Source organism: Bacillus sp. FSL K6-6540, from assembly GCF_038007545.1.
The window spans coordinates 2953445-2970083 of sequence record NZ_JBBOXH010000001.1 but is presented as its reverse complement, the minus strand read 5'-3'; the positions used below and the strand labels follow the sequence as shown (position 1 = coordinate 2970083).

Annotated in this window: 12 protein-coding genes; 4 read left to right on the top strand and 8 right to left on the bottom strand. The window is 47.9% G+C overall.

Annotated features, from left to right (window positions below):
• Nucleotides 1-58 precede the first annotated feature (58 nt).
• From MHH82_RS13350 to MHH82_RS13335, 4 genes are read left to right on the top strand one after another with little or no spacing between them, the layout of a single operon-like run.
• Nucleotides 59-934: a carbohydrate ABC transporter permease gene (locus MHH82_RS13350; RefSeq protein ID WP_015734854.1), complete on the top strand. Its 876-nt coding sequence runs from the start codon at nt 59-61 to the stop codon at nt 932-934.
• A gap of 1 nt (nt 935) precedes the next feature.
• Nucleotides 936-1769: a carbohydrate ABC transporter permease gene (locus tag MHH82_RS13345; protein ID WP_340966114.1), complete on the top strand. Its 834-nt coding sequence runs from the start codon at nt 936-938 to the stop codon at nt 1767-1769.
• 20 nt (nt 1770-1789) lie between these two features.
• Nucleotides 1790-2878: a glycoside hydrolase family 172 protein gene (locus MHH82_RS13340; protein WP_340966112.1), complete on the top strand. Its 1089-nt coding sequence runs from the start codon at nt 1790-1792 to the stop codon at nt 2876-2878.
• A 40-nt stretch (nt 2879-2918) separates the two neighbouring features.
• Nucleotides 2919-3911, top strand: a complete 993-nt coding sequence (locus MHH82_RS13335) for a LacI family DNA-binding transcriptional regulator (RefSeq protein WP_015734851.1) — start codon at nt 2919-2921, stop codon at nt 3909-3911.
• A gap of 83 nt (nt 3912-3994) precedes the next feature.
• Here the strand turns inward: MHH82_RS13335 and MHH82_RS13330 are convergent, their stop codons facing one another.
• The 8 genes from MHH82_RS13330 to MHH82_RS13295 all read right to left on the bottom strand — a co-directional run bounded on the left by MHH82_RS13330 (nt 3995) and on the right by MHH82_RS13295 (nt 16538).
• Entirely contained in the window at nt 3995-5419 is a 1425-nt protein-coding gene (locus MHH82_RS13330) for a glycoside hydrolase family 32 protein (RefSeq protein WP_340966109.1), read from the bottom strand.
• Between the two features lie 248 nt (nt 5420-5667).
• Nucleotides 5668-7962, bottom strand: coding sequence for a GH32 C-terminal domain-containing protein (locus MHH82_RS13325; protein WP_340966108.1), 2295 nt, complete (start codon nt 7960-7962; stop codon nt 5668-5670).
• The gene (locus MHH82_RS13320; RefSeq protein WP_340966106.1) at nt 7959-10424 is read right to left on the bottom strand and encodes a PfkB family carbohydrate kinase; all 2466 of its coding nucleotides are present in this window, start codon (nt 10422-10424) and stop codon (nt 7959-7961) included. The genes MHH82_RS13325 and MHH82_RS13320 overlap by 4 nt, the downstream gene beginning before the upstream one ends.
• A gap of 32 nt (nt 10425-10456) precedes the next feature.
• Nucleotides 10457-12070: an ABC transporter substrate-binding protein gene (locus MHH82_RS13315; protein ID WP_015734846.1), complete on the bottom strand. Its 1614-nt coding sequence runs from the start codon at nt 12068-12070 to the stop codon at nt 10457-10459.
• 123 nt (nt 12071-12193) lie between these two features.
• Nucleotides 12194-13090 carry a carbohydrate ABC transporter permease gene (locus MHH82_RS13310; protein WP_036663520.1) on the bottom strand — a complete coding sequence of 299 codons (897 nt, stop codon included), beginning with the start codon at nt 13088-13090 and terminating at the stop codon, nt 12194-12196.
• Between the two features lie 12 nt (nt 13091-13102).
• Complete coding sequence (locus MHH82_RS13305) at nt 13103-14059, bottom strand: ABC transporter permease (RefSeq protein WP_036663522.1); 957 nt, start codon at nt 14057-14059, stop codon at nt 13103-13105.
• Between the two features lie 178 nt (nt 14060-14237).
• Nucleotides 14238-15206 carry a LacI family DNA-binding transcriptional regulator gene (locus MHH82_RS13300; RefSeq protein WP_145035875.1) on the bottom strand — a complete coding sequence of 323 codons (969 nt, stop codon included), beginning with the start codon at nt 15204-15206 and terminating at the stop codon, nt 14238-14240.
• A gap of 111 nt (nt 15207-15317) precedes the next feature.
• Nucleotides 15318-16538, bottom strand: coding sequence for an MFS transporter (locus tag MHH82_RS13295; RefSeq protein ID WP_145035874.1), 1221 nt, complete (start codon nt 16536-16538; stop codon nt 15318-15320).
• Nucleotides 16539-16639 lie beyond the last annotated feature (101 nt).

Here is a 16639-nt window from a genome sequence, read left to right as displayed (position 1 = left end):
CCCGGGCATCATTGGCTCGGGTGGATACCTCTCAATAAAAACAAATGGGGAGATTCACATGAATGTGCTCAAGGATAAGAAGGCATGGTTAATTTTCATCGCGCCTGCTTTGCTGTTTTATTTAGTAACTGTATTTGTTCCGATCATTCAATCACTGAATTACGGATTTCAGGATTGGAACGGAATCAAGGACGCCAGTTATATCGGACTAGGCAACTATATTAAAATGTTCCAAGACCCCTATTTCTGGAATGCCGTTAAAAATAACTTGGTGTACGTTGTGATCGTCGTACTCATGCAGGTGTTTATCGGGCTGTTTTTTGCTCTATTACTCTCATACGTCAAAAAAGGAGCCAGCCTATTTAGAACCTTGTATTACTTGCCGGCAGTTGTGGTCACGGTTGCCATCGCTCAGATGTTTCGTAACTTTTATTCACTGCAGCCACTAGGCCTTCTCAACATGTTTCTAGAATGGATCGGATTAGGTCATTTGCAAAGCGCGTGGTTATCGGATCCGCACACCGCATTGATCGCTGTCTCCATTCCCGAAGGATGGCGTTTTACCGGGATGTACATGGTCATTTTTTACGCGGCTCTCATCGCGATCCCGAAAGAAATAGAAGAAGCCGCAACGATCGACGGCGTAAACGGATGGCAGTTGATCCGCCATATCAAATTACCGAGCATCAAACATGTGCTCAGTTTGGCACTCATCATGTGCACCACCGGGGCACTAAGAGGATTCGATATCCCTTATATCATCGGTGTACAAGGGTCAACAACTGAATTGGTTACGACTTATATGTACAAAAAAGCGTTCACTAGTATTCAATATGGCTACGGAAGTGCGATAGCCGTATTTATCGTCATCGAAAGCCTACTGGCTGTACTCATTATCCGAGCTATATTCAATTCCAGGAAAGGAGAAGCATAACATGCTATCCAGAAAAAAAGCTTTATCCTTCCTATTGTACTTTATCGTTATCGCAATCCTAATCGTCCAAATCTACCCGGTGGTCTGGCTGATGTTGTCCAGCTTCAAATCGAGCATCGAATTAACGACAAAACCGTTTTCGCTTCCGACGTTATGGTCATTCGACAACTATGCCGCTGTATTTCGAGATAGCAGCCTGCTGCTCTATATCAAAAACACGGCCATCGTTACGTTCAGTTGCCTGCTGCTCATCGTCTTCTTAAGTGCAACGGCTGGCTTTGCTCTCGTCAAAATGCAGTCAAGGCTGAATTCAAAGCTGCTCCTCTTCTTTACGATTGGAATCATGATTCCGATTCAGGTTACCTTAATCCCGCTTTTTATTATGTACAAAGAATCTGGGCTGCTGAACTCATATTTGGCACTGATCCTTCCCCAGGTCGGATTTGCCCTGCCTCTATCGATTTTGATCTTCACCAGCTTTTACCGATATGTACCCAATGAATTGATTGAAGCTGCCGTCATCGACGGATGTAACATTTATCAGGTCTTCTTGAAAGTCATTTCTCCACTGACGATCAACACCACAATCACGGTTGCTTCCATCAATTTTATTTTCATTTGGAACGATTTTATTTTTTCTAACACGTTTACGAACGACAAACAATATAAAACCATTGCCGTCGGCCTTCAAGAGTTCATCGGTGCTTTCGGAGCAACGGATTGGGGACAGACGTTTGCGGCCATCTGCATCAGTATCATCCCGATCATCGCCACCTACTTGTTACTGAATAGATATGTAATGGCTGGCGTTTCCGACGGTGCTGTTAAAGGATAAAGAATAAGGAGAGATTAACCATGCAATCGATGAATCAACTTTTTGGTAGAATGAAAGGAAAAAGCAGAGCGATTACAGCGGAAAATCCGCATGGCTTAAAAGGCCAAGGAGGAAAAGCAGCCGGCCCGCTTGGCGTTGCTCGCAAAGGTAAGGCTTTTATCTCGTTAGCCCAAGGCGAAACCGCCACACTCGTCGACATTGAGGGCACCGGCATCATCCAACACATCTGGATGACCGTGACGGACCAAACCGAGACCGGTTGGTTTGTATTGCGTGACTTGGTATTGCGGATGTATTGGGACAATGAAGAAACCCCCTCTGTGGAAGTTCCGCTGGGCGATTTCTTTTGCAACGGCTTCGGCGCCAGAGCAGTCGTCAATTCTTTGCCGATTGTCGTGAATCCGGTTGGTGGCATGAACAGTTACTTCGCGATGCCTTTCAAAAAAGCTGCCAGAGTAACTATAACGAATGAACATCCCCAAGAGATCGAGGCGTTTTTCTACCAGTTTGATTATGTGCTTGTCGACGAACTCCCGGAGGATACGGAATATTTCCATGCCCAATTTCGCAGAGAAAATCCAACCCAGCTCGGGCAGGATTATACAATTATTGATGGAATTAAAGGAAGAGGGAAGTATATCGGCACTTACATGGCCTGGACTTCCTTATCGCGTTACTGGTATGGTGAAGGGGAAGTGAAATTTTATCTCGACGGCGACCAAGAATGGCCTACCATCTGCGGGACGGGTGCGGAGGATTACTTCGGTGGTGCATGGGGCTTCGTGAAATACGATAACGGTAATCCGGTGCATGAACAAACCTACTCCACTCCCTTTATGGGTTTCCCGCACTTCCAAGTAACAGACAATACGAGATCGCATATTTACGATGGAGCTGCTTGCCCGATGCGCGGCTTCTATCGTTGGCATATTCTTGACCCCATTTTGTTTGAAGAGGATTTACGTGTCACCGTCCAACAGATCGGACATGACGGGAAGGCCTTATTTGAAAGAAGTGACGACGTGAGCTCCGTTTGCTATTGGTATCAGACCGAACCGCATCAAGCGTTTCCTACACTACCAGGTGTTCTGGAAAGACGTCCGCGCTAACCGACGATAAAATCGCAATCATATAAGTAGAGGTATAGAAATGGCTAATAAAAGGGTTACATTAGTTCAAGTCGCAAAAGATGCAGGTGTTTCTCCCGCAACGGTTTCCCATTTCCTGAACGGAAACTTTCAGAAAATGGGCTCGGAGACGAAAGAAAAAATCAGTCTCTCGATAACCAAGCTAGGTTACCAAGTGAACCCTGTTGCCAAAAGTCTCATCACTGGCAGAATGCACACAATTGGACTCGTTTTATCAGACAGTACGGACGACGGTTATTTTGAAGACTTATATTTCCTGCATTTTGCCCAAGTCATCAAACATCAATTAAAAGCGTTGGGATATAAGATTATCTTGCTGGACTTTGAAGAAATCTTCATGAATATCCAGATGGTCGATGGAATCATCGTCAAAGCGACCATGGATACGGAAAAATTCATGCCCCGGTTAATGAACCTTAACGTACCGGTCATTACAATAGGACGCCACAATTTATCTTACGGTGCGCACATGCTCCGCGTCGACGACTACCTAAGCGGTCAGACCGGCGTGAATCACTTATTATCCCGAGGCTATCAGAATTTGGTCATATTGACTTATCCGCACGGTCACGTTCCCGGATTCGATGATCGGCTGAACGGAGCCAGCGAGGCTTTGCGGCAGAACGGCAAACTAACGACGGTTATTACAGGGGATATGACGGAAACTTTCGGATACGATACCGTAGTTAACTTGGTCCAAAACAACCAGTTGCCGCAAGCGTTGTTTTGCTTAAATGACATATCCGCCATCGGAGCCTTAAAAGCGTGCAAAGATTTGAACATTTCCATTCCGGATAAACTCGCCGTGTTGGGCGTCGACGACATGCCAACCGTCTCCGAACTGCTTAGCTTATCGACCATACGGCATCCCATCAACGATTTAGCCGAGACCGCTGCCAAACTGATGATCAAATCGATCGAGTCTGACGGTCAGCGCATCGAACCTGTCGAAGAAGTATTTCCGACAGAACTGATGGTTCGGCGAACCAGCTAGGTTGTTTTAGGAATGCAATCCGACAATTTAATTCAAAAAGTCGAGCAGGGAACGATAAGGTCACCTGCTCGACTTTTTCTATATTATCCTCTACCCTCGATTCGCACATCGCTGAATTGAGCACTGCCCTGACTGACAAACAAACCGAGCTTCCCATGCTGGATATCGTACATTCTGGCACTCATCGCTATGTTCTCATCCACGTAAATCTCACAAATCGAGCCGTCTATAAACACTTTGATTTCGTAAGGACGTTCGGGAATAAGCTCAATCGGACGCTCCAGCTCTACCTCATAAGGGAATGTCTTTCCGCCCTCTTCCGACTGCATAATATATCCCCGGAAAGTAAGGCGGTTTCGTTGCGGTTCAAATGTAATATAATAGGCCGCATCCAGGGTGTCTTCTGTTCGGAGCATGAACCCAAGTCCTTGTGTTTGTCCGGAGAATGAAACACTCGCGGATATTTTGCACTGATCTGGGAGATCCTCCCGGGTCGTGCAGCCAGCAAACCCATACGGCGACTCGCAGGAGAGCGAGCAATCCGAATCGAGCCACGCTCCCTCAACACGGTTAAAGCGCACGGGCATCAGTTCTTTAAATGCAGCATCGACCGTATCTGGCACTTTGACGCCGAGGGTGCCATCCGGACGCTGCACGATTTCATGCACGATCAGATTCCCGCCCCAGTCCCAAGTGTCGTAATCCTTGCCCTGGGACTTCGGAGGATTCCAGCCGAATAAATCGTCATTCTTCGTTGGATTCCACCCGAACAGGTAACGTTTCTGTCCGTCAGCCACGGATTTGGCCGCATAGAAGGCCCTCCCGTCAAAAGTATCCTCCTTTGGGGTAATCCAAGGGCCATTCAGGCTGCGGCTCATCCGGTAAAATGTCGCAAATCTTCCCGTATAAGAGGAATAAATCAAATACCACCAATCCCCGATTCGGAACAAATCGGGGCATTCGTGAGCCCCCACGTGCAGATTCGGCGCGTACAAAGGTTCACGGTACTCCCAGGCTTTCAGATCCTTGGATGACAGCAGCGCGGTGCACCCTTTTCGATTGGTCGTCCCTTTCGCCATCGCCGAAAGCAGCATCCAATATTGGCCTTCCTCTTCATTCCAGAACACGAAGGGATCGCGCCAATCGGAAAGCTCATAGATGCGGTCGTCAGCTGCAAAGGTATCCTCGGGAATGGGCTCCCAGGTCTTCAAGTCTCTGCTGATCGCATGACATACCAGCTGCTTGCCCGGTGGGAATATGCAATAGAACATATGGTAGATGCCGTCCACTTTCAGAATATGACCGGTGCCGCCTTCAATCTTACAGGGTCCTTCTTCCCGATAATTGACGAAGTCCTTCGTTCCGACAAGATACCAGCCGTGATCAAGGCCCTCCCGGTAGTTATCCCGCCAGCCGTGCAGATAGAACAGCTTAAACTCCCCGTCTTCATAATAGGGAATAACGTCCCCTACCCAGGCGTTCTCCGGTCGATAGAAAAATTCCTTCATCTTCATCCCTCCTGATGGTTTAAGTGGCTTAATCGTTCATCCAAGGAAACGGGCATGTACGCATCGCTTGTGCCCTGCTCCTGATACCAGTAAACGGTGGCGGCATTCAAACATTGGTTATTTAGCCCCCAATAATCCCCTTTGTATTTCTCAATAACCCCCTCAAAAGAGCAGCAAGCGATTCAAGATCATATAATCGCTTCACGAGGTCTTGACAGGAATAAAATTGCTGTTCCGTTGAATTCATATCAAATTCTCCTCTCTTCCCAGATGGGCTTCATATCCCATACTTCCATCGATTTGACTGTCAGACTGCCGTCTCCCCAAATTTCAAGCCCCAAAGCATCCGTACGGCTCGGATACACCCGGGTCGTAAGGCTTTTCAATCCGTTGGCATAGGCTTCAACCATGGAGCGGTCCAAATAAATGTGAAGCTTTAGATTCTCCCCTAAGAGCTCCACATTGCCGCCCTGGATTCCTCCGCACTTTTCTCGCGGGTCAAGTGTGGTTTTGGTTCGGTCGACAGAGAACATGGATTGGTTCATATCATAAAACAGAAGTGTCTCTTCTTCTCCATCCGATGTACGGCGGATCTTGATCCCGAATCGTTTGGCGCTGCCCGAATCGATTTCCAACTGGATTTCAAGCATATCGCCTCGAACATCCTGAAGCAGTTCATTCGACTCAGTCAATGATTTGTCCTGGAGCGATATCCGTTTGGCGCCACGCAGCGATTGAAGCTCCTGAATCGGCTCAATACCTAACCGTCCGTCCTCCCTCAAATACACGCTTAGCGGCAAACCGGCGTTATGAGCCCAACCCGATTGATATTCCAGTTCGAGAGTTCGGTCGCCTTGGGCAATCGTAAATATGATTTTTCTGCCGGTCTTCGGATCGACCATTCCGCTCGGGCCAGTAAAATGAAAATCACCAACGTCAATTAATTGCGGTTCCTCTTGATCCGGAATAAATGATAGATTTTGCTTGTCAAGCTGCCCGATCCAATAGAATACCTCGACATCCGCTCCCTGTCCCACAGGGCTGACCAGTAAAAGATGCTTGTTCACGCCCTGCTTATCACTGCCAAGGGGAAGAAGCACGGGAAGCTCCCAGATGGGGCCCAGATAAGGAAACCTCTGAATATCCGCTTTAAACAACGGCCCTTTGTATGTCCAGTTCAGCATATCCTGAGACGCAAAAGCCAGCGCTGCTCCACCTTCGCCTTCGATCCCGGACCCGACCAATGCAAACCATCCGTCATCGTCCCTCCACACGAACGGATCCCGGAAATCCCCGAATACTCCCATGCCCTTCTTCTGTACAATCAACGGTACCGGATGCTTGACCCAATGAACCAGATCCGGGTCTCCATCCCGGGTATAGGTACTTCGTGCAAGCGCCACGCTCTGATTAGGCGAAGCACCGTCATTGCCCGCTGTAAAGAACAAGACAGGCAGGCCGTCTGCATCGTAGGTCGCGCTTCCCGACCAGATCCCATCCGGTGCGAGCGAATCCTTTTCAGGGGCTAATGCCACAGGAAGATCACGCCAATGCACCAGGTCCTCGCTTACCCAATGTCCCCAATGAATGTGATAAAAAAATGGCCCAAGAGGGTTATGTTGATAGAATAGGTGGTATTGACCATCAAAATAGATCGGAGCGTGGGGCTCGTTCATCCAATGCGCCGGCGGGCTAGCATGATACTGCGGTCTGTGTCGATCCAAAAGCAAAGGTGTCCGATCCAATTTGATCTCATCATACGCTAATTGCGGATGGACTCCTCCGCAGGCATCATTCAACACTTGCCGATAAGATGAGGCAATCTCCTCCGCGCTCAAAGCGCGATTATAAATTTTGAGTTCATCCATGATACCGCTAAACATGTGAAGGCTAAATTCGCCCGCCCATTGGCTGCTGTGATTATTTTTGCCAATGAGTAGTTCCGTGTCGACCGCTTCGGCCAAACGGGAATTTCTAGGCAGCTCAGCCGAAGCGATTTCGCTGCCGTTTAAGTACAATTTCATTTCCCCTTGATGCCCATCGAACACAGCATTGATATAAGACCAATTGTTTTTTGGCAGTTCAAGACCGTCCGGCGACCAAAGTTCCTTCCAGTCTCCTCCTTCCAGCCCGACTTGGAAGGACCAGGAGCCATGACGAAACATGCCCAGTAGATAACCCTGCTGGCGATCCATGTTGTAGCGGTTCACGATGGCTGACAGCTTACCTTCAAATCCCCATTCATAGGAACGGGGAGCCACCCATACTCCGATACTCAGTGCTGATCGATATTCTGTCTTTCGGTTCACATTTCCCTCTTTAAACCGATGGGAAATGTATGTCGAGTAGCCGTCGAACAGCAGCCCGTTTCCCATGACTCCCGGTTTCCACTGCGGATCGCAGGATTGCGTAAACTCGGCTTGATTAAATACGTACTGAATATCATCCCGTACTTGAGATATGCTCTCCACAGCATTGGCTCCGGTTCCTTCATCGAATGGCCAATACATCATCAGCCCCTGATTGTCGGATGTTTGGCTCACGCTTCATCCCTCCCTGATGTCTGTTCGATGTTGTTATTGGAAGCATGAATAGACTGAAGTGCATGGACATGGAGCGAGTTCAGCACAACCTGCCCTGATTCCGTACTTATGGAAAGCTCATTAATCGGGGCATCCGGGAAAATTTGATCCGTGAGAGCAACCAGCCCTTCATTCGCATACACTTCAACCGCATTGCGATCCAGCCAGATACGCAGCCTGATTTTCCCGTTATCCCGAACCAATCTGGCTCCATGCTTACACGCAAACGACGCGTGAAAATCCGTCATGCCTGATTTGGAACGGTCGATGAATAGCCATTGGCGTACAGGATCATATCCGATTGAAGTCTCACTTTGCCCGGACGATTGCATTTTGATATAAACCTCGCCGGCTGATCGAATATCGATGTCCGCTTCAATCTCCAGCAAGTCATCCTTCATCTTCAGCACATACGGGAACTCAGGGGCTACCGTGAGCATATTCCAGTCCCACGATTCTTTTCGAAGCTGCTCGATTTCCCCGACAGGCATTTGGGTTAGTACGATGCCCTCATCCCGATGGGTCAATGACAAAACGCGTGGCAGCGTCATTGCGCCTCTCCAGGCGCCGGTAGGCGTCTCGTTGGCATATTTCCAATTGCTCATCCATCCGATGATCACGCGCCGTCCGTCTTGCTCAGGTAGATCCGACCAGGTAACACCTGCATAGTTGTCCCGACCATGATCCAGCCACATGATATGATCAGGCGAATTGTCGTTGATGAAGGTATTTCCGTCAAACTCTCCGATAAAATATTGCGTGCGTGATCCTTCCGGACTGGAAGGGTTATCCCCAATGCTGATGACAAGCACCCATTTAGAACGCCCGCTGTCATCGATCGGCAATTCAAAGAGATCCGGGCATTCCCAAACCCCGTCATGCGAGCCTTCCTCACGGCCGAATTCCCCGGTAAACGACCAATCGCGCAAGTTTTCTGATCCATAAAACCGAACATGGTCTCCCGCGACGATCGTCATTATCCACCGCTCACTTTGTGCATGCCAAAACACTTTCGGGTCCCGGAAGTCTACCAGATCAGGCTCGGTTAGAACCGGGTTCCCCTCATATTTGTGCCAGGTTCTGCCTTTATCGCTGCTGTAAGCTAAGCTTTGCCGCTGGCGCGGCTGCCCGGTCTCTGGACTTGTGTCCGCATGGGTAAAAATCGCAACCAATCCATGGGCGCCCGCAAAAAATCCGCTGCTGTTATTAAAGTCAACTACACAGCAGCCGGAAAAAATGGCTCCATGCTCGTCCGGGAACAAAGCGATAGGCTCATGCTGCCAGTGAATCAGATCATGACTTACGGCATGACCCCAGTGCATCGGCCCCCATTTATTGCTAAATGGATGGTGTTGATAAAACAGATGATATTCTCCCTCGTAATAGACTAATCCGTTCGGATCGTTCATCCAATGGGATGGAGGCGAAAAATGAATTCCCGGTCTAAATTTCTCGCCCATCTGTTTATGTGACTCCATGATCTTATTGATTTCATCTATCGTCGGCATTGACTGAAGAGCCCCTTTCCGTGTTGTCACTAATGCACCGCCAGCATTGGCAAAAGTCAGCATGCTAATGATTTGCTGTTTTTCTAATTTATTTAAAGAAATGTTGCATTCCAGTATTTGATATAATAAGCATCCTAGAAAAGCGTCGCCGGCCCCGGTCGTATCGATGGTAATCACTTTGAAACCTGGGACATAACCTTCATGGGCAGCCACCCGGTAATAGCAGCCTTGTTCACCTATCGTAACGACAATAAAGGCGATGCCGAATTGTTGCTGTAACATGAGTGAGCCTTTCTCAACTTCGGTTATACCCGTGATAAAGCAAAGCTCTTCTTCTGATATTTTCAAGATATCTGCATGCTTCATGCCCCACAGGATATTTTGCTTCGCTTCCTCCTTGCTCCCCCATAACGAAAATCGGATGTTCGGATCGAATGAAAGCAAAACTCCGGCCTCCTGGGCCTTAACGACTGCCGCTCTTGTTGCTGAACGTGCCGGCTCGTGGGTCATTGACAATGAACCAAAGTGGAGCACCTGGCAGTTCCCAATCCTGTCGAGCGGGACATCCTCCGAGCGCAACAAGGTATCCGCTCCCGGTTCCCGGTAGAAACTGAACGATCGGTCTCCGCTGTCATCCAAATGGACAAATGCCAGCGTTGTTTTGGCTTCATCCGTAAACGAAAGCGCACTCACGTCGACCTCGCAGCTAAGCAACGTATTGTGCAGAAACGAACCGAAGTGATCCTTACCAACCTTGCTTATTAATGCAGCTTTGGCACCTAAACGGGACAGCGCAGCTGCTACGTTAGCCGGAGCCCCTCCGGGGTTGCATTCTAATTGCTCGTTGCCCCCAACTGAACGGCCTACCGGAGTAAAGTCTATCAATAATTCCCCAATGGCTATTACATCAAGCACAGTTTCTCCCCACCTATCGTTTGATTATCTATCTATTTTAGATTTGCGTTATAACGATCTAGCCCATTTTGATAAATCTCCATCAATTCGTTCAAGCCCATTTTCTCCAGAGTCTTCACATAGCTGTCCCACTGCTCATCGACGCCGCCATCAACAATGAATTTTCCTCGTTGGGTATTGACATATTTAATCAATTCGGGCTCAATTCGATTGATTTTGTCCAGTTCCTCCGGCTCAAAGAAGATACTCGGATAGTTTTCCTTTTCCATATAGGGATCGTAATATTTCTCCAAGTCTTTAACGCGCTGCTGGGCTCTAGGCTCCAAATCAACGACTTTTCCCAAATCTTCGATGGTAATAACACCTGGTCCTCCAGCGCCTGGAGCGACTTTTTGACGGAATTCGCCTGCAGAAGTCCCTTCGGGAAGCGGCAGGTTTACCAATTTCCCATTCTCGTCCTTCTCGAATACGATATCCAGTGGACCCCAGTGGATTTGAGCAGCCATGTAGGGCTCATACTGCTGATCGATCCAACGCATCGTAATTTCCGGATTCTTGTTCTCTTTTGTAATCACGAAAGCGCCGCGTCCTGGACCGCCACCGTTGCCGCGACCGATCAATTGATCCCCGTTCGGTCCTTTGAGCGGAGACAGCAACGCATAATCCTCGCTTCGCTCCGGTCCAACCACCTCATCGACTTCCCACCAGATATAGGAACCGAGTGTTTCGGTTGATGTTTTCCCTTTGGCCAGATACTGAGCGGCGTCCTGGGTGAACGATTCAGGATCAATCAAGCCCTGCTTATACCATTTTTCATGGAAATATTTCAATGCTTCCTTATATTCAGGCTGCGTAGCAGTAAAGATCACTTTTCCGTCGCGGACGATCCGATGTTCCATGTTATCCGGAAGTCCAAAAGCTCCGAATATGCCAGCAATATCCATACACCACTGCATGTGCATAAAGCTTAACGGAATTTCGTCGGCCTTGCCGTTGCCGTTTGGATCCTGCGTTTTAAAGGCAACTAATGCTTCTGTATATTCATCCAATGTTTGCGGCATTTTCAGGCCTAGTTTGTCGAGCCAATTTTTATTGATGACGTGAAAGAAGGGGTTTGTTCCAAGATTGTTCTCTTCCCACGAAGGCAGCCCGTATATATGCCCATCCGGTGCCGTGATCGAGGACTTAATGTCAGGACGGCGATCTAAGAGCGCTTTCAGATTAGGCGCATATTGATCAATTAAATCTTCCAGCGGGAGGATGGTACCATCCTCTCCGTAAGTAACCAGCTCGTAATCGGAGAATCCGGCTCCGTAAAAAGCATCCGGTAAGTTGCCGCTGGCCAGCAGCAAATTTTTCTTCTCTGTAAAGTCGGTATCCGGAATGTTCTCCCACTCAATCTTAACGTTGGTTTCCGCTTCCAATCGTTTGAAAATTTCCATTTGCGAATACTCTGGCGCCAATGCTGCTTTCGGGGATACCATCTTTAACGATACCGGTTCATTCACAATCGGAAGACCCGTTTTGTTAAAATTCGCAGCCTGATCAGGATTATCCGACTGATTCTTGGCGTCTCCTGAACATCCACTCAGCGCAAAAGCTCCGGCTAACATAAGAATCCCCGCTCTTTTGAATACAGATTTCATCGTACATAACCTCCCTTAGATCATTACGCAAGATTGATACATTACTTTGTCTTTATCTATAGTGGTCTGGATGCTGATATATCGATTCTGCTGCGCATCCCCCCTTTCAAGTATCTGTCTTCATCATCCTTTGATCGATCCGATCATAACGCCTTTGACAAAGTACTTCTGCAGGAAAGGATAGAGAATCAGCAGCGGCAGACTGGATACAATGATGACGCCGTATTTGATCAGCTCCGTTACGCGCATCTTCGCCGCGTAGGATTCCACGTCCACCATCATGCCGGAGTTCACCTGATTCTGGACAAGAATGTTGCGAAGCACCAGTTGCAGTGGATATTTACTTTCGTCGTTCAAATAGATCAGAGCATCAAAGAAACCGTTCCAGAAACCGACGACATGATACAGCACCATGACGGCTATTATGGACTTGGATAAAGGCAATACAATGCTCCAGAAAAATCGGGTGTTGGAACAACCGTCGATCGAAGCAGCTTCCCACATTTCATCCGGAATGGAGGACTGGAAGAAGGTCCTAACGATAATGACATTCATGATACCGCCAGCACCGGGGATCACTAGTGCCCAGATCGTGTTCAGCATGTGAAGATCCTTGATTAATAAATACGTAGGAATCAACCCGCCGCTAAAAAACATGGTGATCAATAAAAACCACATGATAACAGGTCTTCCAACCAGATCCTTACGGGCTAACGGATACGCAGCAAACACGGTAACCGCTACTCCGATCAAGGTTCCAATGCCTGCGTATAACAGTGAGTTGGCATACCCGATCCAAATGGAGGAGTCATTGAATATTCGTTCATAGCCATCGAGCGTAAAGCCCTTCGGAAATAACCAGACTTCCCCCGAATAGATGAGATTGGGATCACTGAATGAAGCAATCAGCACAAAATACAGCGGAAATAATACGATCAGCATGACTACGGTCAAGAAGAAATAGTTGATGGCGTCAAACCATGCGTCTCCTCTGCTTTTTCTCTTCAATAACTGGTTCAAAGTGAATCCCCCCTACCAAAGACTGGTTTCCGTTAATTTTTTGGCGACCCGGTTGACGGTGACAATCAGGATGATATTGATGACGGAGTTAAACAGTCCGACTGCCGTAGAAAAGCTGTACTGCGCCTTCTGAATCCCCAATTCATATACATAGGTCGGTATAATATTCGAAGTCGCATAGTTCAGATCGCTTTGCATTAGAAATGCTTTCTCGAAACCGATGCTCATGACGTTCCCGAGTGCGAGAATCAGAAGAATGACAATGGTCGGCAAGATCGAGGGAATGTCCACGTACCATACTCGCTTCCATTTACTTGCTCCATCCATAATCGCGGCTTCATGCAGTTCCGGATTGACCCCGGCAAGCGCAGCCAGGTAAATAATCGTAGCGAAACCGGTCTCTTGCCATATGCCTGACAAAATGTACAATGGACGGAACCATCCTTCGTCAGCCATGAATAGAATGGGTTCCCCGCCGAACCAGGTAATGATGAGGTTCACGAGACCACTGTTTGGAGATAAAAAAACATGCAGCATACCGACTAGCACAACGGTAGATATAAAGTGCGGTGCATAAATGACGGTCTGAATAAATTTCTTGTAACGCTTGCCCAGCATCTGATTCAGCATGATCGCAATAATAATCGGAGCCGGGAAGCTGAACACAAGCGATAGGAAACTGAGTGTTAGCGTATTTTTCATGATGGTCCAGAAATTATAAGAATTAAAAAAATCAATAAAATGCTGGAAACCCACCCATTCGCTGCCCCAAATGCCCTGGCTCGGTGAAAAATCCTTAAATGCAATTTGTACTCCGTACATCGGATAGTACTTGAACAGCAGGTAAACCAGAATGATCGGCAGCAGGAACAGATACAGCTCATAGTTGCGTTTGACTCGACTCCAAGTTTTACGATTTTCTTTAATGAGGGGTTGTTGTCCCCCGGAATCTCGTGAAATCACCGTCATACTCCCTTTCTTCACAGCATGTAATTTGTATTTGAAACGTTTCCAATTTATTTGAAACGTTTCCAATTTAGTATAAGAAAAACGTCAACCAGTAATTATACCAGTAAAGCTTCTTCCGTAGCAGTTGATGTTTTTCTAATGAATAACCTAGGGTAAAGCATTTGCTTCCATGTAACAATCAAGTCGTTTCACCTTGTCTAAATATGACCGGAAGACGATAAACTTCCCGGTCCAATGTTTCGCCATCGATCTTTTTGAAGAGCAGCCTGATCGTCGTACGCGCCATCTCCTCTACAGGTTGTCTGATCGTTGACAATATCGGATGGAAATACGGATGATCCTGAATCCCGTCATATCCGATGACCTTTACATCCTCCGGAACGCGAATGCCCAGTCTGCCTGCTCTTTCGATATACTTGGCAGCGAACATATCCGTAATAGCAAAAATGCCGTCCACATCCCGATACTTATCTAGAAACTCGCAAAAAAAGGCTTCATCGTCTACAACGGGGTCTGGCTTTTCGTAAATAACATAGTCGACTCCCATTGCTTTGGCTTCATGAATAAAGCCTTCTCTCCGATTCATAGTTTCACTGAAAACGGATGTGACGCTTCCCATAAAAGCCGGCTTTCGGGCACCCGCTTTGACAAGCTCCCTTAACGCCAGACGCCCTCCTTCATAATTATCCGAAGTTACGCATGTGATTTTCTTGTTGAAGTGCCTGTCTATACTGACAATCGGGATGTCATTGCTTACGTCATTTTCGATATCGTTGTACGTAATGCCGACAATACCTGCCACTTTGTTTTGTTGAAGCATATCAAGATAATACAATTCCTTCTCAGGTTTGCCGCCGCTATTACACAGCATGAGCTTAAAACCTTCTTGATCCAACTCATCTTCTATGTAATAAGCTAATTCCGAGAAAAAAGGATGCCAGATACTGGGTAGCAGCAGGGCTACCATCTTGGACTTTCGCATTTTGAAATTTCGGGCAATCTCATTAGGGATATAATTTAACTCTTGTATGGCCATCTCCACTTTTCTGCGTGTAGCGGGCTTAACGGCACCCGAATTGTTAATGACACGGGACACGGTGCCCACAGCCACACCAGCTAAGTTGGCTACATCTTTGATACTTGACATTTAACCCCCCACTTAAATCTCTTTTATGGAAATCATCATAACACCAAATTGGAAACGTTTCAATAACTTTTTTGGAAACGCTTTTTTTACAAAAGAAGAGCCCGGTTCGAATCAAACCGTACTCTTCCCGCTTTTATAGAGGATCCGGTTGACCTTTTCGGAGCTCAGCATCATGATCAAGGCAAACAATAGGATGACGACGGGAAACAAACCGATGGATATCTGGGCTGCAACGATCCCAAAGAGCGGGGGCAGTATCGTTGTGCCTGTATAGGCAACAGCCATTTGATACCCCATGATTCTGGACGATTGAGCTCTGCCGAAGCGCGCCGGCGTTTCATGCAGCATGCAAGGAAATATCGGCGCAAGGCCGAGTCCGATGACAATCAATCCGATGAGGGACAGATAGGGATGCAGCGGCAGCAATAACAGGACGGCCCCGGCAATAGCCGTCACCTGCCCGGCTCGTATGAGGGTGAGATTGTTCATCTTCAGCGTGACGAATCCGGTTATGAAGCGGCCGACCGTAATGCCCCCGTAATACATGGACACCCAGACTGCCGCTGTTTCCAAAGGCAGACCTCGGGTCCCTACCAGAAAGCTTGCTCCCCATAAACCGACGGTCACTTCCACACCGCAATAGAACAAAAATGCCAGCAAGGTAACCTTTACTCCTTTGATCTGCAGCGGATTCCCGCGTTTCTGGACCATGGCTTCCCCTCTGCTCGCGGAGTCGGTTCCCGTGTATACGTCCTGCATGTCTTGAGGCTGATGTCGGCTCGCCACGATCTTCCATAGCGGTAACGTAAGCAGCAGGATGAAGACCAGCGCGAATTGCAGGATTGATACGGTATAATATCCGTCTCTCCATGCATTACCGGTCCCCATCGAATAGGACATGATGATCGGTCCTAACGTTGCGCCGACGCCCCAGAAGCAGTGCAGCCAGCTCATATGATGGGCCTTATAGTGGTTTGCCACGTAATTGTTCAACCCTGCATCCACTGCCCCTGCGCCTAAACCAAGCGGAATCGCCAGCAGAATGAGCCAGAACAGCGATGGAGCAAACGAAAACCCGAGCAGCGCGCTGGCCGTCAGCAAACAGCTGATAAGCGTAACAATCCCCGTCCCGAAGCGTTCGATCACGCTTCCGCTGACCAGGCTGGACACGATCGTGCCTCCGGTTACCATCATCGACAGTAAACCCGCGGATTCAAAGGCCGCTCCGATATCCGGCTGCATGGCCGGCCAGGCGACACCAAGCAGCGAATCCGGAAGCCCTAAACTAATGAAGGCAAGATAAATAATAAGAAGAAAAAATGTTACCACCATGAAGGTCCTTTCTATGTTGTAATCAATCGGGCAATATTCATCTATTCTAAACCTTGTTCGGTCTTATGAAAAGGCCAGGCACGGCTTTTGTCCTCGAAAGC